Genomic DNA, 20,840 nt, shown 5'->3' with positions numbered 1-20,840 from the left:
CTGCCGGGTGCCGTTGCCGGGTGCGGGTGGGGGCGTGCGGGGACGCCGGTGGCTAGGCTTGCAGCATGACGCCAACCACCGGAACAACAGCACTCATCACCGGGGCCAGCGCGGGCCTGGGCGCAGAGTTCGCCCGCCAGCTCGCAGCCCAGGGCACCAACCTGGTGCTCGTCGCCCGGAACCGCGCCCGCCTCGAAGAAGTCGCGGCGGGGCTAATAAGGCGCTATGGCATCTCGGCTGAGGTGCTCCCCGCCGACCTGACGGACGACGCCGGGGTGGCCGCCGTCGTCGAACGCCTGTCCGACGCCGGACGGCCGGTGGGGATGCTGGTGAACAACGCCGGGATCGGGCTGCTGCACAACTTCGAGGACAACCGGATCGCCGAGGAAAAGAAGCACCTGAAGCTGCACGGGGAAACCGCCATGGTGCTGACGCACGCCGCCCTCAAGGGCATGCTGGAACGCGGCGGGGGCCGGATCATCAACGTGGCCAGCATCGCCGCGTTCCTGCCCCGCGGCACCTATTCGGCGGCGAAGGCGTGGCTGGTGAGCTTCAGCCGGTGGGCCAACCTGACCTACCGGAAGCAGGGCATCAAGGTCACCGCGCTGTGCCCGGGCTTCACGCACACGGAGTTCCACGACCGGATGGGCATGGACAAGTCCGTGGCGCCGTCGTGGGCCTGGCTGCATGCCGAGCGCGTGGTGCGGGAGGGACTGGCGGACAACGAGCGCGGCCGGGCGGTGTCAATCCCGTCGAAGCGGTACAAGCTGGTGGCAGCGGTGGCACGGGTTGCTCCGGCGAAGCTAGTGGCGGGCCCGCCGCGCCGGGCGAAATAGCGGCGCGCGTCCGAGGAGGGAGGCCAGGGTCCGGGTGCCGGCACGCCGCACGGCCACAACCACCAGGATCCCGGACAGCGCGCCCACCAGTGTTTCCACTGCCCGTTCCAGGATCAGCAGGCCCGGGTCGGTTGGTGCCGCCAGCTGAGTGATCAGCAGGATGACAGGCGTGAACGACACCATGGCAAAGCCGTGATGGCGTGCCATGAACAGCTCGGTGGTGAACTGGAACAGGATCACCAGGAGGGGCAGCAGCACGGCCTGCTGCGCGGGGAACAGGCCCGCCAGGGTCCACGGCCCGGGAAGAAGTACGACGGCGGTTACCGCCAGCCCCACGAATGTCCCCACAATGCGGTGGATGCCGCGGCGGACGCTGCTGGGCAGGTCAGCGCCGGCGAGCGGGACGGCTGCCGCCGCCATGGCCCAGTGCGGGTGGCCGCTGCCGCTGAGGACACCCAACGTTCCCGCCGCCCCGACCGCCAGCACATACCGGGCAGCATGGATCAGGATCTCCTTGCGGCTTGTTACTGCCGGGACGTTCCGGACGGCACCGGGTTCCCATGACCGGCGGCGCAACCAGCCGCCGAATCCGACCAGCATGGAGAACGCGGCCGACCCTGCGGCGATCAGCACTGCCACGTGCCACGGAACCACCGCCGGAACGGATGCGCAGGCGCCCAGGGCCAGGATGCCGAAGAAGGGGCCGTTGGGTTTCAAGCCTACCTTGTCCGCATAAATCGAACCCACCCCGGCCAGTAACGCCTCAACCGCCACCAGCCACCACGAGTGCAGGTGGTTGACGGAGAGGAACACGCCCACGCTCACTCCGCTGAGCAGCACCAGGGCTGCCTGGGCCTGGTGGCGGATGCGGAGCTGGTGCGGTTCGGAGCGGCCGTACATGCCGGTCAGCGCACCGAACACCGCGTAGCCCATGAGATCCGTGCGCCCCAGCCACAACAGGAGGAGGGTTGGGGCCGCAACGCTGAGTGCCACGCGCAGGGCCGACAGGTGGTCGTTGTTGGCCGGTTCCAGCCGATGGAGCGCGCGGACCTGCTCAACCACGCGTTTCATGCCCACCTGCCCTTGCCTGTCCCGATGTCCGGCCGCGGAAGCCGACTGCAGCCTCTATAGATATTGCCGCCCTGCCGCTGCCCAGTCATATCCTTCGGCGGCGGGCGTTCACACAGTGTCATGCCGGGTGTTGGGCCGCCCGGAACGGCAAGGACCCGCCCTGCCTGCTTCCCCCAAGGAAGCAGGCAGGGCGGGTCTGGAAGCGCGGGCTACAAGAAGTGCCTGAACCGGAGGGTCCTGCCGGAAGGGTCCGGTCCGCGGCGGTCAGACTCCGGCCGGGACCTTGCCTTGCTTGCCGTCCCCGGCGCCATCCTTGGCCGGGTTTTTGCCTTCGGCAAGTGCATCCTGGATGTCCTGCGCCTCGAAGGGAAGCTCGTCCAGGTCGATCAGCGGGTTCTCGTCCTGGGTGGCCACCAGTTCCCTGGCCTCTGCCTGGGTGTCCACGCTGGGCATGGAGCCCGGCAGCGGGCGCTGCGCCGATTCCTTAAGGAAGTAGATGGCAACGGCACCCACCAGGGACGTGCCCATCAGGTAGTAGGCAGGCATCATGTCGTTGCCCGTGGCGTTGATCAGGGCTGCCACGATGAACGGGGTGGTACCGCCGAAGATCGCCACGGAGAAGTTGTAGGCGATGCCCATGGCACCGTAGCGGCTGGACGTGGGGAACTGGGCCGGCAGGGCCGAAGCAAGGTTGGCCACGTAGAACGTCACCGGGAACGCAATCAGGGCCAGGCCCGCCAGCGTGGACCAGACAGCGCCGATGCCGATCAGCATAAAGGCCGGCGCGGCCAGGATGACGGTGCTCAGGGCACCGATCCACAGGACCGGGCGGCGCCCGATGCGGTCGGAGAGCTTGCCCGTCAGCGGAATGCAGAGGCTCATGGCCACCAGCACGGGAATGGTCAGCAGGGTGCCGTGGACCTCGTCATAGCCCTTGGACTCGGTGAGGTAGGTGGGCATGTAGGAGGTCAGGGCGTAGCCGGCAGTATTGGCGGCGGCCACAAGGATCATCGCCACGATCAGGGAGCGCCAGTAGGCCTTGACAATCCCCACGGGGCCCTTGGCTGCTGCCGCATCGGAGGCGGTCGCGTTCTTGGCGATGTCCTCCTGGGCGTCCAGCGTGGCCTGGAACTGGGGGGATTCCTCGATCTTGCTACGGAAGTAGACGGCCACCAGGCCCAGCGGACCGGCAATCAGGAACGGAATCCGCCAGCCCCACTCCTCCATGGCGGCCTGCCCCAGGGTGAGCTGGAGGGCGGAGACGAGTGCTGCACCCAGGGCGAAGCCCAGGTAGCTGCCCATGTCCAGGAAGCTGGCGAAGAAGCCGCGGCGCTTGTCCGGGGCGTACTCGCTGACGAACGTGGTGGCGCCGGCATACTCGCCACCGGTGGAGAAGCCCTGGATGATCTTGAGCAGCACCAGCAGGCCCGCGGCCCACAGCCCAATCTGGGCATAGCCGGGAAGCAGGCCGATGGCGAAGGTGCTGGCAGCCATCAGCATAAGGGTGGCGGCCAGGATCTTCTGCCGGCCCATCTTGTCGCCCATCCAGCCGAACACCACTCCGCCGAGCGGGCGGGCGATGAAGGTGGCGGCGAAGGTTCCCAGCAGGAACAGCGTCTGCGTGGTGGGGTCCGATTCCGGGAGGAAGACCGGTCCCATGGTGGTGATGAGGTAGCCGAAGACGCCTACGTCGTACCACTCCATGGTGTTGCCGACAATGGTTCCGCCGAGTGCCTTCTTGAGCATCGGCTGGTCAACGACGTTGACGTCGGATTCCTTGAGCCGGCGGCGCGGCAGCAGGCGTGGTTTTTTGGCAGCCTTGACGGCGGTCTGGTCGGTTCCGCTGGCGTTCCTGGCGCCTGCTGAAGAGTCGGTCATGCTTCTGTCTGTGGGCATTTGGGCAACTCCTGTGGAGGTCATTTGCTTGCGACTTGTAGCTGCCCCGCTCCGGGCAGGCCATCAATTTTACGGGAATCTGATGGCGTGCGCCTCCGGAATGCCGTACGATCGAGGTTTTTGGCACCGTTTTCGGCCCGGTTTCCGCTGCCTGTTTTCCCGGTTTTCCCGCGCCATCACTGGGAAGGGTGGACGCTGTGACCATCGTTACCGAATCTTTTTCTGCAAAGCGGGTAACCGGGCGGATTTCACCGGCATTCAGCGCGGGAACGTGACCGGCGCCATATATCAGTCGGGCCGCGTTGTCGGTAATCCCGGCACCTCGGTGGGTGCCGCCGTCGGACGTCTTTTTCACCCCCGCCGGGGGTTCCCAGGCGGGGGCGCGGTGCCTATGGTTGACGAATGGAAATCCTTCTTTTTGAGTAGGCAGACCCGCCGCGCTGGACAGCCGGCGGCCTGAGCCTTACCCGCGATGCCATAAGCCCGCTGCAGGCGGGCCTTCAGAAGAGTCCGCAGGTCTCCAGCGCACCACCGGCACTGGCGGTTTCCCGCAGGACTTCGTCCGCAGAAAGGAAGAACAATGGCTGACGAAACCCGTAAACCATCCATCAAGCCCGAGGTTATGGACCACCTCACGGCAGCAATGAAGAACGCCGACCTGCCCGGCCCGGCCCCCATGCAGGCTGCCGGCATGCCGCAGCAGAACGCCTGGCCGGACGGCAACGGTAAACGGCGGCACCCGAAGGAGCGCGGCTCCGCCGGCGGCCGGATGGGGCATGAAGCCGCGGTTACGGCTGTGCACCGCACCAGCCGGCCTCAGATGCCGCACTCCTCGTAAGCCCGCGGCCGCCACGTGTGGTCGGCCGCTATCGTCATCGACACGCAAATTCCCTGGGCGTCCCCATATCCGGGCCGCGCCAGGGAATTTGTGTGTCGCCGGTGAGCAGGAACGTCGAAGATGGGGAACCCCGGCCAGGGCGCTCAGGCCTCGCGCACCACCTCGGAGGGGTCCTTGTCCAGCCGCCAGCCGCGCCAGCGCGGATGCCGCAGCCGCCCGGGGCCGGTCCACTCGCTGTAGGTCACCTCACCCACGAGTTGCGGTGTCACCCAGTGCGCGTCCGCCGAATCGGGCCGCGGAACGTCGTGGAACGGGGACGTTTTCCGGGCCAGCCGGTCGACAGTCTGCCGGAGTTCCGCAAGCTCCCTGGCGCTGAACCCGCTGCCCACCCGGCCCACGTACTGCAGTCTGTCGCCGTCCGGGATACCCACCAGCAGCGATCCCACAGTTTCCTCGCGGCCGCCCTTCCCCGGACGCCAGCCGCCGACCACCACTTCCTGGGTCCGCTCGGTCTTCAGCTTGATCCACGTGCGGGTCCGTTGGCCGCTCACGTACCTGCTGTCCGTCCGTTTGGCCATAACGCCTTCGAGCCCAAGCTCCTGCGCGCTGTCCATGATGTGTTCCACGGGGTCGTCCAGCACCATGGAGAGGTCCACGGGGCATTCCGAAGGCTGGTGGAACCGCTCCAGCCGCTGCCGCCGCTGACTGAGCGGGAACCGCCGCAGGTCCGTGCCGCCGTCGTACAGCAGGTCGAAAAGGACCAGCCGGACGGGGATGGCTTTGCGGGCACGGGCGACGTCGGCGGGCCGGGTCAGCTTCATGCGCCCCTGCAGTAGGCCAAAGTCCGGCCTTCCGGCGGCGCCGATGGCGATGATCTCGCCGTCGGCGACGAACGGCTGTTCCGGCCAGCAGGACCGGTCGGTCAGCTCCGGGTAGGTTTTGGTGACGTCGTTTCCGTTGCGGCTGAAGATGCGCACCCTGGATTCGTCCGCAACCATGATGGCCCGGACACCGTCCCACTTGAGTTCGAACTGCCAGTTGCTGCCCTGCAGGTCAGCGATGTCGCCTGCGGTGGCCATCATGGGCGGGAATTCTTCGGGGGCGGGGGAGGCGGCCGTCCCCGGCCGCGCGGCGTGATCGGGACCAGCCGGAGGCTCCGCTGGTCCGGCACCTCCGGCAGGTTCAGCCGGCAAAGGCGCGTGCCGCCGTCGTCCGCCCTGGGGTTCCTTGTCCATCAGGTGGATAAGCCACTGGTTTTCGGCGTCCCTGCCCTGCCCGCGGCCGGTATGGATCAGTGCGACCTTTTTGGTACCGCCCAGGCCGCCGCCCTCCGAGCCCGTCAGGGTGACAATGACTTCCTTGCCGTTGATCCACTTGTGCAGCTCGTAGGTCCCGGTGTCCCAGATGGTCATGTCGCCGGCGCCGTACTCGCCCTTGGGGATGGTGCCGTGGAACGTGAGATAGTCCATGGGGTGGTCCTCGGTCTGCACAGCCAGGTGGTTCTTCCCGCCGGACTCGGGCACGCCCTTGGGCAGCGCCCAGGACGCCAGGACACCCTCGTGCTCCAGCCGGAGGTCCCAGTGCAGCCGGCTGGCGTGGTGTTCCTGGATCACGAACGAGTCGCCGCCGCGGGGCAGGCCGCTGAAGGGTTCCGGTGTAGCTTTCGGGTCCCGCATGGAACGGTATTGCGCCAGGCGCGGGTTGGCGTCCTCATGGGCGTTTTCGCCCGGCTGCGGGTTACCGCCTGAAGCCTTGACGACGGCGGCAAACGGGTCCTTGCCGTCACGCACCCGCCGCATGACTTCCTGGTAGTCGAGGTGCTTCAGCCGGCTGGAGCTAATCTCCCGCCAGGTGCGTGGCACGGCGACCATGGGGGTGGGGCGGCCGCGCAGGGAGTAGGGCACGATGGTGGTCTTGGCGGCGTTGTTCTGGCTCCAGTCCACCAGCACCTTGCCCCTGCGGAGGGTCTTCTTCATATCACTGACGGCAAGGTCCGGGTGGTCTGACTCCAGGGCGCGCGCCAGTTCGCGGGCGAACGCGGAGATCTGGTCCGAGGTCTGGCTGCGGTCCAGGGCCGCGTACAGGTGGATGCCCTTGCTGCCGCTGGTCACGGGCACCGGGTCAAGGCCAACATCCTGCAGGATGGCGCGGGCGAGCAGCGCCACTTCCCGGCATTCGGGCAGCCCGGCGCCTTCGCCGGGATCGAGGTCCAAGACCAGCCGGTCCGGGTTCAACTGGTTGCCGTGCGAATCGACCTGCCATTGCGGCACGTGGATTTCCAGCGAGTTGATCTGCCCGAACCAGGTGAGCGTGGCTGCGTCGTTGACCATCGGGTAGTGGATGGTGCGGTCCTTGTGGGTGATGGCAGCGCGGGGGAGCCACCCAGGTGCGGAGTCCTCCAGGTTCTTCTGGAAGAAGACTTCACCGGGTTTTTCCTGGGTGCCCACGCCGTTCACCCACCGCTTGCGGGTGGCGGGCCGGTTGGCGGCCGCGGGGATCAGGACATGGGCCACGGCCGCGTAGTAGGCCAGGACATCGGCCTTGGTGGTTCCGGTCTGCGGGTAGATGATTTTGTCCAGATTCGTCAGGGTCAGCTCCCGTCCGGCAACACGGACACGTTCCTTACCGGCCATGGGGCTTCACCTCCGGCCCGGCGTGCTGTTGACTGGAGGAATGAGAGCCATCTGGAAAGGTGCCATCGCGTTTGGGCTGGTCAACGTGCCCGTCAAGGTCTACAGCGCCACAGAGGATCATGACATCAGTCTGCACCAGGTTCACAACGCAGACGGCGGAAGGATCCGCTACCAGCGCCGGTGCGAGGTGTGCTCGCAGGTCATCGACTACTCGGATATCGAAAAGGCCTTCGAGGAGGACGGCCGGACGGTGATCCTCACCAAGGATGAGCTGAAAGCGATCCCCGCGGAAAACAGCCACGAGATCGAAGTGGTGCAGTTTGTGCCGTCTGAGCAGCTCGAGCCGATGATGTTCGAGAAGAGCTACTACCTGGAACCGGACTCCAAGTCGCCCAAGGCTTATGTGCTGCTGCGCCGTGCCCTTGAGGACACGGACCGGGTGGCCATTGTGCAGTTCGCGCTGCGGGAGAAGACCCGGCTGGGCGCCCTGCGCATCAAGGACGACGTCCTGGTGCTGCAGTCCCTGCTATGGCCGGACGAGGTGCGGGAGGCCAACTTCCCCGCACTGGACGCCTCCATCAAGATCTCGCCGCAGGAACGCGAGATGTCCGCCGCGCTGGTGGAGTCCATGGCCGCGGACTTCGAGCCGGACACCTTCACGGACGACTACCAGGTCCAGCTGCGGACACTCATCGATGCGAAACTGGAGCAGGGCGAGTCCCTGGACACGGATGAAACCTTCGGCGTGGAGGCCGGTGAAGGCGGCAAGGGCGAAGTCATCGACCTCATGGAGGCGCTGAAGCGGAGCCTGGACAAGAAGCGCGGCGGTGGATCCGCCGTCGCGGCCTCTTCCGATGCCACGGACGGGGAGGAAGAGGACACGGAGGAGGAACCCGCCAAGCCCGCGCGCAAGGCTTCGGGGACGAGGTCGACCGCGGCCAAATCGACCCCTGCCAAATCCACCGGGACAAAGGCCGCGGCGTCCGGCGGGTCGAAGTCCACCGGTTCCGGCACGTCCGCGAAATCCGCTGCTTCCAAGACCACAGCATCAAAGACCACTGCTTCCAAAACAACGGCGTCGAAGTCCACGGCCTCCAAGACAACCGCGGCCAAGTCTGCGGGGACCAAGAGTGCAGCCAGCAAGACGGCGGCCGGCAAGGAGGCCGCGAAGCCGGCTGCCAAGTCCACAACCAGGGCGCGCAAGCCCGCCTGACCGGTGGACCTGGAGAGTGCCGCCACCTTTACACTGGTCCTCTTTACACCCGGGGCGGGCGCGTCCACAATGAGTCGCATCGCAGCCACCGCTGTGCCCCCGCAGCGTGCTGACACTCCAACGGACCTGTGAGGAGCGCGGACAATGAACGACCAAACGGATGCGGCAGAAGCGGACCGGGTACTCAAGCAAAAACACCGGGCCATGTGGGCCTCAGGGGACTACCCCGCGCTCGCCGATGAAATGCTCCTGGAACTCGGTGCCATCCTGGTGGAAGCCTGCGGCGTCACGTCCCGCCACAGGGTGCTGGACGTGGCGGCCGGATCGGGGAACGCTGCAATTCCCGCTGCGATGATGGGCGCCAAAGTGGTGGCCAGCGACCTCACTCCCGAACTTTTCGAAGCGGGCCGCCGGGAAGCAGCCAACCGTGGCGTCAGCCTGGACTGGCAGGAGGCCGACGCCGAGGCCCTGCCGTTCGGCGACGCCGAGTTCGACGTCGTGATGTCCTGCCTGGGCGTGATGTTCGCTCCCCGGCACCAGACAACCGCGGACGAACTCCTGCGGGTCTGCAGGCCCGGCGGCAGCATAGGACTCCTGAACTGGACGCCGGAAGGGTTCATTGGCCGGATGTTCGCCACCATGAAGCCCTTCGCGCCGCCGCCCCCGCCGGGGGCGCAGCCCGGACCGCTGTGGGGGAGCGAGGACCATGTCAGGGAACTGCTGGGGGACCGGATCACCGATGGCAAGGCCCGCAAGCAAACCCTGGCCGTGCGGAGCTTCCACCAGCCGGCCGACTTTGTGCGCTATTTCAAGTCCCACTACGGGCCCACCATCTCGGTCTACAAGTTCATCGGGGAGGATGCGGGCAAAGCCAAAGAACTGGATGCAGCGCTTACCGAACTGGCGGATTCCTTCGGCGACGCGCACGGCGACTCGCCGTTCCAGATGGAGTGGGAATACCTGCTGTTTACGGCGAAGAAGGCACAGTGATGGCCGGTGGTTATGTGGCAACGTCGTCGATTGCCATCAACGCGCCTGCCAGCCGGGTCTGGAAGGTCATCACCGATCCCGCCGCCGTGAAGGAGTTTATGTTTGGGGCTGACGTCGTGACGGACTGGACGGAGGGCGGGCCGATTGTCTGGCGCGGTGAATGGGAGGGGAAACCCTACGAGGACAAGGGCTTCATCCGGGAGGTGGAACCGGGCCAGCGGCTGGTGCACACCCACTTCAGCGCCCTCAGCGGGGATGAGGACATCCCGGAGAACTACCACACGCTCACCTGGACCCTCGAGGAGCAGGACGCCAGCACGCGGCTCACCCTGTCTCAGGACAACAATGCCACCGAGGAAGCGGCGCAGCATTCGCAGGGCATGTGGGACAAGCTCGTCGCGGATGTGAAGGCCATCGCGGAACGCCCGTGACCCCTCCCTCCCCAACTAGGCAGCAGTAGTTGTCGTTTTGGGCGCTCAAAACGACAACTACTGCCAGCTAGTTGGGTGAAGGGCAGGGGAGGTGGACCGGGCACTTAAGTGCGGCAGCCGCCGTCGGGCCTTTCCCAAGGAAGGGAAGGTCCGACGGCGGCTGCTTGCGTTAACTGCGCCGCTTGGCGCCGCGCCGGTTACTCCGCGTCGTGGTCCGTTTCCAGGATCTGGACCAGGCGGTCCAGCGCAACGTCGGCGCCGTCGCCCTCAGCGCGGAGGACCACCACGTCGCCGTGTGAGGCGCCCAGGCTCATGAGGGACAGAATGCTGGCCGCATCCATGGCCTCGTCGGCGGGCTCACCTTCGCGGGCGATGGTGATGTCCAGGTCGAACTCTCCAGCCGCTTCGGCGAAGATGGCGGCGGGGCGGGCGTGCAGGCCAACGCGGCTGGCGACGGTTGCGGTGCGTTCTGGCATTGTTGCTCCTTTGTCTCTCGGCTGGCTGTGGTTCAGTGCCGGGTAGGTGGTGTGGTGGACCGGGTCAGACCGTTGCTGGAACGGTTTCCACCGTAGCAGTGGTCTTGGGGGCTGCCCAGCGCTTCAGGGCGATGACCGCAAGGGCGCTGACGACGGCGCCGGCGATGATCGAAATGATGAACATCACCACGTTGCCGATGGCGAAGAACACGAAGATCCCGCCGTGGGGTGCCTGCGACGTGACCCCAAACGCCATGGTCAGCGCGCCGGTGAGGGCGCCGCCGATCATGCTGGCGGGGATGACGCGCAGCGGGTCGGCAGCGGCGAACGGGATGGCCCCTTCGGAGATGAAGGAGGCTCCCAGCAGCCAGGCGGCCTTGCCGTTTTCACGCTCTGCCAGGCTGAACAGCTTCTTGTCCAGGACGGTGGCCAAGGCCATGGCAAGCGGCGGGACCATGCCCGCGGCCATCACGGTGGCCATGATCTGCCACGGCGCCTGGTTGTCAAGGCTGCCTGCACCCAGGCCGGCGACGGCGAACGCGTAAGCGACCTTGTTGACCGGGCCGCCGAGGTCAAAGCACATCATGAGGCCCAGGATGATCCCGAGGACGACGGCGGATGCGCCGGTCATGCCGGACAGCCAGCCGTTGAGGGCGGTGGTGAGCCCGGCGATGGGTCCGCCGAGGACCAGGAACATGAGGCCGGAGGCCACGATGGAGGCAAGCAGCGGGATGATCACTACCGGCATCAGGCCGCGCAGCCACCTCGGGACCTGCCACGTGCCGATCAGGTGTGCGATGTAACCGGCCAGCAGGCCGCCCACGATGCCGCCGAGGAACCCGGCGCCCATGAAGCCAGCCACGGCACCGGACACGAAACCGGGGGCGATGCCCGGACGGTCGGCGATGGCGTAAGCGATGTAACCCGCCAGGGCGGGAACCAGGAAGCCCATGGACAGGGCGCCGATCTTGAAGAAGACAGCGCCAAGGTACGCGGCGAGTCCGCCTTCAGGCAGGTTGCCGAAGCTGTTTTCCAGCACCACCTTGTCCGCGACGTCGGTGATGTCGTAGCCGCCGAGCAGGAAGCCCAGGGCGATCAGGAGGCCGCCGCCGGCAACAAAGGGGATCATGTAGCTGACACCGGTGAGCAGGGCCCTCTTCAGCTTCTGGCCGATGTGCTCGCCCTTCTCCGCCTCAGCCTGCTCGGCCTGCTCCTCGGCACCGAAGTGCGGGACCCGGCGGGCGTGGGGGTCGGTGGCTGCGGCCAGTGCTTCCTGGACCATCTTGGCGGGCTCGTCGATGCCGCGCTTGACGGGGGCGTTGATGACGGGCTTGCCGGCAAAGCGCTCCTTGCCGCGGACGTCCACGTCGACGGCGAAGATCACGGCGTCGGCTGCGGCGATGACGGCCGGGTCCAGTGCCTTGGCGCCGGAGGAACCCTGGGTTTCGACCTGCAGGTCGACGCCGGCTTCCTTGGCTGCGGCCACCAGGGAGTCGGCGGCCATGTAGGTGTGGGCGATGCCGGTGGGGCAGGCCGTGACGGCAACCAGACGCTTGGGTCCGGTGTGGCCGGCGCCGTCCCCGGAGGCAGCCACAGCCGAGGCGCCGGAGGCGGGACCGGCTGAAGCACCGGCAGCAGCGCCGGCAGAAGCGGACGCCGGGGCCGCGGCAGCGTGCGCGGCGGGCTTGTCGGCGAGGGCGCCGTCCACCAGCTCAACGATTTCAGCCTCGCTGGTGGCACCGCGGAGGGCTGCGGTGAAGTCCTTCTTGATGAGGGAGCGGGCGAGCTTGGACAGCAGCTTCAGGTGCTCCTGGTCCGCGCCGTCCGGGGCGGCGATGAAGAAGATCAGGTCTGCAGGGCCGTCCTTGGCGCCGAAGTCCACCTTCGGGTCCAGCCGGGCCATGGCCAGGGTGGGCTCGGTGACAGCGGCGGAGCGGCAGTGCGGGATGGCGATGCCGCCGGGGATGCCGGTGGCGGTCTTCTGTTCGCGGGCGTAGGCGTCGGCAAAAAGGCCTTCCACCTCGGTTGCGCGTCCGGTGGCAGCAACCTTGCTTGCCAGGTGCCGGATCACCGACTCGGGGTCGTTGCCCAGGTTCCGGTCGAGCTCGACCAGTTTCGTGGTGATGAGCTGAGTCACTGTCAATCCTTTCGAAGGGCCGTGATGGTTACGGCATCCGGGGTGGTTTGGTGCACTGCCGGAACCGTTGAACCGGGCAGGGAGGCGGCGGCGGCACCATGGGCCACCGCCTGACGCAGGCAGTCGGCCGGGGCGGCGCCCCTGCCGTGGGCGAGCAGGTAGCCGGCCAGGGCGGAGTCTCCCGCGCCCACCGTGCTCACTGCGGCGACCGGCGGATGCGTGGCCAGCCACGCGCCGTCGGCCGTAACGAGGACAGCTCCCTTGGAACCGAGAGTTGCCAGCACAGCACCCACACCGGAACGCACGACGGCGGATGCGGCCTCGGCGGCAGCCGCCGGGTCCGCTTCCAGGTCGTCCGCTGCGGCAGTGGCGAACCCGGCTGCAGCAGCCAGTTCCGCCAGTTCCTCGGCGTTGGGCTTCAAAAGGTCCGGCATGCCCTCGGCGCCGCCGGTGAGGGCGGCGGCAAGCGGCTGGCCGGACGAGTCGACAGCGATCAGCGGCGTCCATGCCGCAGAGCCGCCGTCGGCAGCTGAACGCAGGCGGCGGGCCGCCGTCGCGTAGAAATCCGCGGGGAACCCCGGCGGCAGCGAGCCGGCCAGGACTACCCAGCTGGCGCCGCGTGAGCTTTCCAGCAGGAGCTTGATCAACGCCTCCTGCTGGTTGTCGTCCAGCATGGGGCCGGGTTCGTTGACCTTGGTGGTCACCCCGCCGGGCTCGGTGAGGGCAACGTTGGTGCGCAGCGGCTCGTCGATGGGCAGGGAAACGAACGGCACGGAGGTTGCGCGCAGGCCGGCCAGGACGGGGTCGCTGTCCGCCCCGGGAAGGACGGCCAGGGACTCCAGGCCGGAGGCTACGAGCGCCCGGGAGACGTTGACGCCCTTGCCGCCGGATTCCTGCGTTACCGAGACGGCGCGCTGCACTTCGCCGCGCAGCAGCGGGCCCGGCAGGGCGACGGTGCGGTCCAGGCTGGGGTTGGCCGTGAAGGTGACGATCATGCGACCACCACGTCAACGTCGGCCTCTTTCAAGGCGGCTGCCAGTTCGGGGCCGGGTTCGCTGTCTGTAATCAAGGTGTCCAGATCTTTCAGGGAGGCGAACTGGACCAGGGTTTCCGTGTCCAGCTTGGAGGAATCGGCCAGCACCACGATGCGGCGGGCCGATTGGACGAAGGCTGCCTTGACGGCGGCTTCTTCAGGATCGGGAGTGCTGAGGCCAAAGCCTGCATGGATGCCGTTGGTGCCCACGAAGGCGATATCGGGGCGCAGCCGGTGTGCGGCGTCCACGGTCGCCTGGCCCACGGCCACCTGGGTGATGCCGCGGACCCGGCCGCCCAGCACGTCCAGGGCTATCCCCGGCACGTTGGAGAGCTTGCCGGCGATCGGGACGGCGTGGGTGATGACCACAAGTTCCGCCGGTGGCTGGGTCCCGTCGGCCGGTTCGACGGCGCTGCGCCGGGAGAGCATGTCGGCGAGGACCTCGGTGGTGGTGCCGCCGTCGATCAGGACGCTGCCCGGTTTGTTCCGGGGGATCAGGGCCAGCGCGGCTTCGGCGATCCGGATCTTCTGGTCCGGCCGCTGGATGGCCCGCTCGGTGACGCTTTCCTCCGTGGTGCTCAAGCGGTCGGCGGCCACAGCGCCGCCATGGACGCGGCGGACTGTTCCCGCGGTTTCCAGGGTGGCAAGGTCCCGGCGGACGGTTTCGGTGGTGATGCGGAAGCGCTCGGCCAGATGGGTCACGCTGACCCGGCCGCTGCCGGCAACAAGCTCGGCAATCTTCTGCTGGCGCTCCTCGGCGAACACGTACCCTCCGTTGCGTAGGTTTGCTGGTGCTGTGGGCCCTGATGCCGGGGCGGATTTCCGTGACTGGCATCACATGATGTTGAGTTACTTGACTTTATCTTTGCTTATGTTGGTTTGTCAATGGAAACCCACACGAAACAAAGCCGGGCCGGACCGCGGTGGTCCGGCCCGGCTTTTTCCGGGTGGCAGGGCAGCTTCTGCACTGCCATTGGTTCCGACGCCGGAATCAGAGTCCGCCGTCGCGGCTTTCGTTACGGGTAATGCGCTCGCCCGTGTTCGGGTCCACGACGGAGCGGGTTTCACTGACTCGGCGGCTCCGGCCCGGCGAGGCCAGGATGAGCGAGGCAATCAGGCCGATCACGCCGACGGCCATCAGGATGTATCCGATAAGCACCTGGTCCACGAACGGGATCAGGCCCGGGGCCACGGCCCAGGCCAGGATGGCGCCGAGGGCGATGAGGAAAATTGACGAACCGATTCTCATTTTTGCTCCTTGGTTGGCCGCGGGTGCTGCGGCTGCGGTGGGGCCTTGCTGGAACGGTGGTGCGCTATGACTTTTGGTAAGCATGCTGCGTGTTAGGCGCCACGCTACAGCGCGGCTCTATCCGATTCAATGAATGTTGCCGAGTCGTTGCCTGGGGGCGCCACGGCTAGGCTGGCCGAATGGAAACAGTGGTGTGGTCGAAGCCTGAGGACCAGCGCGCAGGCACCCCGTTGCTGGTGATGATGCACGGCTACGGGACGGACGAATCCCGGATGGTCCGCCTCTTTGAGTACCTGCCCGCCGAGTTCACCTGCGCCGCGCTGCGGGCGCCGATGGCCATCGGCGACCACTACGGCTGGTTCCTGCTGGACTACTTCCTGGTGAACGACTTTGCCGATGTAATCTCGGCCACCAATTCTGTCCACGCATGGGTGGCCTCGGTCAGGAAACAGCACACCAGCGTCAGCCTCCTGGGCTACTCCCAGGGCATGGCCATGGCGAGCACGCTGCTGCGTCTTCATCCGCAGGACTACGCCTCAGTGGTCGGGCTGTCCGGGTTTGTCCTGAACAACGAGCTCCTGGCCCTGACCGACTCCTTCGACTCCAAACCGCCGTTCTTCTGGGGCCGGGACAAGTCGGACCTGATCATCAACGACGATGCCATCGCCTACACGGCGGACTGGCTCGAGAAGAACACGCTCCTGACCAGCCGGACCTACCCCGGGATGGGGCACGCCATGTCCAAGCCGGAGATGGTGGATGTCAGTGCATTCCTTCGCCATTACGTCCTGCGCTGAAGCCTCATGGGCAAAACGTCGCGGGCGGCCTTCGGGCGGCCGCGTCGAGGAATGAAATCCGTCACATTGGGCCGCTCATCCACAGGTTCGAAAAAACAGTTGCCAGTCAAATTTGTAAGCGCTTACACTCATCTTCGGCCGTGTTGCGGCCCCTGAACTGGGCGGATGAGGAGGCCAGTGCGATGCAGACCGGGTGCTCCGGCCAGGCCCGTGGCCTTCCGCACGCCCAGTACGCTTCCTCCGGCGGCAGGGAAACCCCGCCGGCGGGACCGCCAGGTTGTCCCCGCACGGCAACAGGCACATGATGGAAGACGTACCAGGAGCAGCTGATCCCCGCGCGCCGCAACCTCTGATGCCGGCCAGCGCGTCCTGCATCCTGCGGTACCCCGGGCACCGAAGCCACACACCACCCCAAGCACCCCGTCTTCACGGCTGCCCGCCGTCTGAAAGGACAACCTGCTGATGACTGCATCTTCCACAACAGAAACCGCCGCCTGGACGAGCGCTTCCGCCATCCTCTTCGACCTGGACGGTGTCCTCACCCCCACCGCCACCGTCCACGAGCAGGCCTGGCAGGAACTGTTCGACGGGTATCTTGCCACGCAGCCCGGCGTCGCCGCATACCGCGAAAGCGACTACTTCGACCACATCGACGGCAAGCCCCGCTTCGACGGCGTCCGTGACTTCCTGGCCTCCCGTGGCATCGAGCTTCCCGAGGGGCCCCTCGACGACGACCCGGCGAACTCCACCGTCCAGGGCCTGGGCAACCGCAAGAACCGGATCTTCAACGAGATCGTCAGCGCCGGCGTCGAACCCTTCGAAGGCTCGGTGCGTTTCCTCAAAGCCGTGCTGGAGCGCGGACTGAAGGTCGCCGTCGTCTCCTCCTCGCGGAACGCACCCGCGGTCCTGAAGGCCGCCGGACTCAGCCACAACTTCCCCATTGTTGTGGATGGCGTCCTGGCCGCCCGGGAGGGCCTGCCCGGAAAGCCCAGCCCCGCCACCTACGAATACGCGGCCAAGCTGCTGGGACTGCCCAGCGAGGAATGCGTGGTGGTGGAGGACGCAGTCTCGGGTGTCCAGGCCGGGCAGGCCGGCTCGTTCCACTCCGTGATCGGGGTGGACCGCGGCGCCGGGAAGCAGGCACTGCTCGAAGCCGGGGCAACGCTGGTGGTTTCCGACCTCCAGGAACTGCTGCCCTGACCGCGGGCCGCCTTCCCCGGGCGGCCCAGGCTGTTGGACCCCCACGGCAGCCATCCACCTACCACGCCCCCTACGAATACCTTGCGCCGGTATATCCGGCAGCACAGCACACGCCAAAAGGACCCCAACACCATGGCACTCATCACCGCGGACCGTGCACGGTTTCCGAACACCCCCTGGCAGCTCGTTGAGGCACGCCACGAGCCGGGGAACGCCGGAACCCTGGAGACGCTTTTCGCCCTGGGCAACGGACACCTCGGCATCCGCGGCTCGCATTGGGCCGCCGCGGACTCCGAGCTGCCGGGCAGCTTCATTAACGGCCTCCACGAGATCTGGGACATCAAGCACGCCGAGAACGCCTTCGGCTTCGCCCGGACCGGGCAGCGCATCCTTTACATCCCGGACGCGAACAACTTCACTGTGGTGGTGGACGGCGAGGCCTTGAGCCTGGCCGAATCCGAGGTGCTCGACTACCGCCGGTCGGTCGACTTCTCCACCGGCATCTACGAGTGCAGGATCACCTGGCAGTGCCGCTCCGGCGCAGTCGTTACCACCACCGAACGCCGCGCGGTGGGCTTCGCCTCCCGGGGCAGCCTGGGAATCTCGCTCGAGGTGGCCACGGACCGCGACGTCTCACTGGACGTGACGTCGTCAGTCATCAACCGCCAGGACCAGCCTGTGGAGGACCACTCGGTGCACGATCCGCGCCGCGCCGGCCGCCACGCAGGCCGGGTGCTGCTGCCCTTGCGGCTCGACGGCGGCGACGGCTCGCTCCGCCTTGCCTGGGAGGCAGCCGAATCGAAGCAGCGCGTAGGCATTGCCGTGGACCACTGGACCTCGGCCGGCTACCAGCCCTTCGAGACCCAGGTGGACCAGGACGACAGCACCGTCCGCTACGTCCTTGCCGTGGGCGCGGAGCAGCCGTTCACCCTGGAAAAAAGCGTCAGCTACGCGGCGGGTGCTGCAGTCCAGGACCCGGAGACCGACGCGGCCGAGGTTGCAGAAGCGGGGCTTCGCCCAGTCCAGGACATCTTCGCGGAGAGCGAGGCGCACTACCGCAGCTACTGGGCAACCTCCGACATCGTGGTGGACGGAGGCAATCCGGAATTGCAGCAGGCCATCCGCTGGAATCTCTTCCAGCTGGCCCAGGCCACCGCGCGGGCTGACGTTGCCGGCATTCCCGCCAAGGGCGTCACCGGCTCCGGCTATGAGGGCCACTACTTCTGGGACCAGGAGGTGTACCTCCTGCCGTACCTCACCTACACCAACCCGGACGGTGCCCGGCAGGTCCTGGAGTTCAGGCACGGCATGCTGCCCGAAGCCAAGATCCGAGCCAAGGAACTCAGCGTCGACGGGGCACTCTTCCCCTGGCGCACTATCAACGGACTGGAAGCCAGCGCCTATTACGCCGCCGGAACCGCCCAGTTCCATATCGCCGCCGCCATCGCCTTCGCCACCAACCGCTACCTCTGGGCAACCGGCGACACGGCGTTCCGCGACGGGATGGGTGCCGAGCTGCTGATCGAGACGGCCCGCATGTGGATCTCACTCGGCTTCTTTGGCAAGGACGGGCTCTTCCACATCCATGGCGTTACCGGGCCGGACGAGTACACGGCCGTGGTCAACGACAACCTCTACACCAACGTCATGGCCCGCTTTAACCTGCGCGCCGCCGCAGCCCTGGAGCATGCCGGCATCACGCAGGAGGAACGCCAGCTCTGGGAGGCGGCCGCCAACCGGATGCAGCTGCCGTTCGATGACCGGATGCAGGTGCATTCCCAGGACAACGACTTCATGACCCTGGAGCCCTGGGACTGGACCACGCCGCGATCGAAGTACCCGCTGCTGCTCCACTTCCACCCGCTGGTGATCTACCGCCACCAGGTCCTGAAACAGGCGGACACGGTCCTTGCGATGTTCCTGCAGTGGCAGGACTTCACCGCCGAGGAAAAGCAGCGCGCCTTCGACTTCTACGATCCCATCACCACCGGCGATTCCACCCTTTCCGCCTGCGTGCAGGGCATCATGGCCGCGGAGGTGGGGTACTCCAGGGAAGCGCTCGAGCACTTCACCAACGCAGTGTTCATCGACCTCGACGACACCCACGGCAATACGATCGACGGCGTGCACATCGCTTCAACCGGCGGGGTGTGGAGCTCCCTGGTGTGCGGGTTTGCCGGCCTGCGCGACCAGGGGCCGGTGCCGTACTTCGACCCGCGCCTGCCGGCCGAGTGGGACGGCCTGACGTTCCACCTCAAGATCCGGGGCCGGCTGCTGCTGGTCCGGCTCACGGCTGATGCCATCACGTTGACCGTCCAGGACGGGGACGCGCTGGAGATTGACGTCCGCGGGCAGCTGCTCACGGTCGGCGCCGACCCGGTCCAGGTGGTGCTGGAACCGGTCACCGAGCCCGAGCCCACGGTCTTCCCGAGTGGACTTCCGACGGCGAGCATCCCCGTGGTGCGCGGCAACAGCTGAGCGCCGCGCGCCTCAGGATCCCGCCGGCGTCGCCTGTTCCACCCCGGGTGACCTGTCGAGGGGGTGGGCCAGTTCGTCGTCGGGCATTTTGGCCACCGTGGCGGCGATAACCGCCATGACCGGGCAGACCGTGCCCGCCACCAGGAAGATCAGCCAAATGGGCAGGACCTGCGCCGCGGGCCCGGCCAGGGCCATGGATACCGGCATCAGCGCCAGCGAGACGAAGAAATCCAGGCTGGAGATCCGGCCAAGCAGGTGCGGCGGGACCCGGCGCTGCAGCAGCGTGCCCCAGATGACCATCCCCACGCTGCCGGTCACGCCCCAGATGAACAGGGCGGCGGCGACCAGCCAGAAGTTGTCCAGGATGCCGACGGCGGCCAGCGGCAGGCTGCCCACGCCCCAGGACACCATCATCACGGTGAGGTAGCGCCGCGGAAGCTTGAGTGATGCCGTGACCAGGGAGCCCAGCGCGGCGCCCGCGCCCATGATGGCCAGGAGGAAACCGAACATGCTGGAGTCGCCGCCCAGCTGGTCGCGCACCACGAACGGCAACAGGACCTCGATGGGCCCTATCAGGAACAGCACGGAGATGCAGGCCCAGATCAGCGTCCACATCAGCCAGGGCGTGCGGATGGTGTAGCTGACGCCCTCGCGCAGGTCGTGGAAGAAGGACGATTTCGGGTGACCGTCTCCACCTTCCGCCCCGTGTTCAGTCGCGCCGGGCGTTGATGCCAGGGTGTGCCGGCCCAGGAAGTTCAGCACAATGAAGGCCAGCAAATGGCACATGGCCACGCCGGTGACGGCATGCGACGGCGACAGGGCCGCCACGAGGATGCCCGCCACTGCCGGGCCGGCGGCCTGCTGCAGCACCGGGCGCATGGTGCCTTCCATGCCGTTGGCGGCCAGCAGGTCTTCTGCCGGAAGGATGCGGGGCAGGATGGCCGAATAGGCGGGAAAGAAGAAGGCAGCGCCCACGCCCAGGACGAAAGCCCCGGCGGCGACGTGCCAGAGCTGCAGCAGGCCTGTCATGGCCAGGCCGCTGATGGTCGCAATGACCGCGAGGTTGGCGCCTTCGACGGCGATGATCAATTTCCGCTGCGGAATCCGGTCCGCCGCGATGCCGCCGGCCAGGACGAAGGCGACCAGGCCGACGCTGCCGGCGGCCGCGACCAGCGAGAGTTCGAGCGGGCCGCCGCCCAGTTTGATCACCTGGTACACCATGGCCACGGCCCACATGCCCGATCCGAAGATCGAGATGGCCAGCGCTGCGATCAGTACCCGGTACTCGCGGTGGGCAAAGGGACGCAAGGCTTTGGGGGCGGGCATAACCCCCAGTTTAAGCCCGCCCCTGGTTGGTAGAGACCCGACTGCCTGGTGCCCCCAACTTTGCGCCAGGCAGCGCGGGTCAACCGGCGAGGAGGCTGGCTGCTTCCTGGCGGGTTGTGCCGGAGTCCTGGATGCCTTCGGCGATGTGGGCGAGTTCGGCGGGGATGTCGCGGCCTTTTTTGCGCATGGCGGTGGCCCAGAGGCGGCCGGCGCGGTAGGAGGAGCGGACCAGGGGG

17 protein-coding genes and 1 pseudogene are annotated in these 20,840 nt (G+C 67.1%); 8 read left to right on the top strand and 10 right to left on the bottom strand.

The annotated features are described in order from the left end of the window. Positions 1 to 65: 65 nt before the first annotated feature. A complete protein-coding gene (locus tag ACYQ1Z_RS12485; protein ID WP_459792846.1) occupies positions 66 to 836 on the top strand; it encodes an SDR family NAD(P)-dependent oxidoreductase in 771 nt (256 codons plus the stop codon). Here ACYQ1Z_RS12485 and ACYQ1Z_RS12480 read toward each other — a convergent pair. Then, positions 804 to 1,907, bottom strand: coding sequence for an FUSC family protein (locus ACYQ1Z_RS12480; RefSeq protein WP_459792845.1), 1,104 nt, complete (start codon positions 1,905 to 1,907; stop codon positions 804 to 806). The genes ACYQ1Z_RS12485 and ACYQ1Z_RS12480 overlap by 33 nt on opposite strands. 264 nt (positions 1,908 to 2,171) lie before the next feature. Then, positions 2,172 to 3,803, bottom strand: coding sequence for an MFS transporter (locus tag ACYQ1Z_RS12475; RefSeq protein ID WP_459792844.1), 1,632 nt, complete (start codon positions 3,801 to 3,803; stop codon positions 2,172 to 2,174). A 580-nt stretch (positions 3,804 to 4,383) separates the two neighbouring features. Between ACYQ1Z_RS12475 and ACYQ1Z_RS12470 the strand changes: the two genes are divergently transcribed. Continuing rightward, the gene (locus tag ACYQ1Z_RS12470; RefSeq protein WP_459792843.1) at positions 4,384 to 4,641 is read left to right on the top strand and encodes a hypothetical protein; all 258 of its coding nucleotides are present in this window, start codon (positions 4,384 to 4,386) and stop codon (positions 4,639 to 4,641) included. Positions 4,642 to 4,784: 143 nt separating this feature from the next. Here the strand turns inward: ACYQ1Z_RS12470 and ACYQ1Z_RS12465 are convergent, their stop codons facing one another. After that, positions 4,785 to 7,274, bottom strand: a complete 2,490-nt coding sequence (locus tag ACYQ1Z_RS12465) for an ATP-dependent DNA ligase (RefSeq protein WP_459792842.1) — start codon at positions 7,272 to 7,274, stop codon at positions 4,785 to 4,787. Between the two features lie 40 nt (positions 7,275 to 7,314). Here ACYQ1Z_RS12465 and ku point away from each other — a divergent pair, with 40 nt between their 5' ends. From ku to ACYQ1Z_RS12450, 3 genes are all read left to right on the top strand, one after another. Beyond that, positions 7,315 to 8,487: a non-homologous end joining protein Ku gene (ku, locus tag ACYQ1Z_RS12460; protein ID WP_459792841.1), complete on the top strand. Its 1,173-nt coding sequence runs from the start codon at positions 7,315 to 7,317 to the stop codon at positions 8,485 to 8,487. 144 nt (positions 8,488 to 8,631) lie between these two features. After that, positions 8,632 to 9,477 (top strand): class I SAM-dependent methyltransferase, encoded by an 846-nt coding sequence (locus ACYQ1Z_RS12455; RefSeq protein WP_459792840.1) that lies wholly within the window; start codon positions 8,632 to 8,634, stop codon positions 9,475 to 9,477. Beyond that, positions 9,477 to 9,908: an SRPBCC family protein gene (locus tag ACYQ1Z_RS12450; protein WP_459792839.1), complete on the top strand. Its 432-nt coding sequence runs from the start codon at positions 9,477 to 9,479 to the stop codon at positions 9,906 to 9,908. Before ACYQ1Z_RS12455 ends, ACYQ1Z_RS12450 begins: the two co-directional genes overlap by 1 nt. A 197-nt stretch (positions 9,909 to 10,105) precedes the next feature. On the opposite strand, the gene ACYQ1Z_RS12445 is transcribed toward ACYQ1Z_RS12450, so the two are convergent. From ACYQ1Z_RS12445 to ACYQ1Z_RS12425, 5 genes are all read right to left on the bottom strand, one after another. Continuing rightward, on the bottom strand, positions 10,106 to 10,384 hold the full coding sequence (locus ACYQ1Z_RS12445; RefSeq protein ID WP_459792838.1) for an HPr family phosphocarrier protein: 279 nt from the start codon (positions 10,382 to 10,384) through the stop codon (positions 10,106 to 10,108). 64 nt (positions 10,385 to 10,448) lie between these two features. Further along, the gene (locus ACYQ1Z_RS12440) at positions 10,449 to 12,521 is read right to left on the bottom strand and encodes a PTS fructose transporter subunit IIABC (protein WP_459792837.1); all 2,073 of its coding nucleotides are present in this window, start codon (positions 12,519 to 12,521) and stop codon (positions 10,449 to 10,451) included. Positions 12,522 to 12,523: 2 nt separating this feature from the next. Next, a complete protein-coding gene (locus tag ACYQ1Z_RS12435) occupies positions 12,524 to 13,516 on the bottom strand; it encodes a 1-phosphofructokinase family hexose kinase (RefSeq protein WP_459792836.1) in 993 nt (330 codons plus the stop codon). After that, on the bottom strand, positions 13,513 to 14,319 hold the full coding sequence (locus tag ACYQ1Z_RS12430) for a DeoR/GlpR family DNA-binding transcription regulator (protein ID WP_459792835.1): 807 nt from the start codon (positions 14,317 to 14,319) through the stop codon (positions 13,513 to 13,515). Before ACYQ1Z_RS12430 ends, ACYQ1Z_RS12435 begins: the two co-directional genes overlap by 4 nt. A gap of 226 nt (positions 14,320 to 14,545) precedes the next feature. Continuing rightward, positions 14,546 to 14,803 (bottom strand): DUF6458 family protein, encoded by a 258-nt coding sequence (locus tag ACYQ1Z_RS12425; protein WP_133349335.1) that lies wholly within the window; start codon positions 14,801 to 14,803, stop codon positions 14,546 to 14,548. Between the two features lie 179 nt (positions 14,804 to 14,982). Here ACYQ1Z_RS12425 and ACYQ1Z_RS12420 point away from each other — a divergent pair, with 179 nt between their 5' ends. The 3 genes from ACYQ1Z_RS12420 to ACYQ1Z_RS12410 all read left to right on the top strand — a co-directional run bounded on the left by ACYQ1Z_RS12420 (position 14,983) and on the right by ACYQ1Z_RS12410 (position 19,278). Further along, positions 14,983 to 15,600, top strand: coding sequence for an alpha/beta hydrolase (locus tag ACYQ1Z_RS12420; protein WP_459792834.1), 618 nt, complete (start codon positions 14,983 to 14,985; stop codon positions 15,598 to 15,600). Positions 15,601 to 16,062: 462 nt separating this feature from the next. Further along, positions 16,063 to 16,800 (top strand): HAD family hydrolase, encoded by a 738-nt coding sequence (locus ACYQ1Z_RS12415; protein WP_459792833.1) that lies wholly within the window; start codon positions 16,063 to 16,065, stop codon positions 16,798 to 16,800. Positions 16,801 to 16,932: 132 nt separating this feature from the next. Next, entirely contained in the window at positions 16,933 to 19,278 is a 2,346-nt protein-coding gene (locus ACYQ1Z_RS12410; RefSeq protein WP_459792832.1) for a glycoside hydrolase family 65 protein, read from the top strand. A gap of 12 nt (positions 19,279 to 19,290) precedes the next feature. On the opposite strand, the gene ACYQ1Z_RS12405 is transcribed toward ACYQ1Z_RS12410, so the two are convergent. Next, positions 19,291 to 20,604 carry an MFS transporter gene (locus ACYQ1Z_RS12405; RefSeq protein ID WP_459792831.1) on the bottom strand — a complete coding sequence of 438 codons (1,314 nt, stop codon included), beginning with the start codon at positions 20,602 to 20,604 and terminating at the stop codon, positions 19,291 to 19,293. Positions 20,605 to 20,683: 79 nt separating this feature from the next. Beyond that, a pseudogene (locus ACYQ1Z_RS12400) lies at positions 20,684 to 20,840 on the bottom strand (lipoyl synthase); the annotation flags it as partial.

The organism is Arthrobacter sp. AD-310 (assembly GCF_054656615.1).
This window is presented reverse-complemented; position numbering and strand designations above follow the sequence as displayed.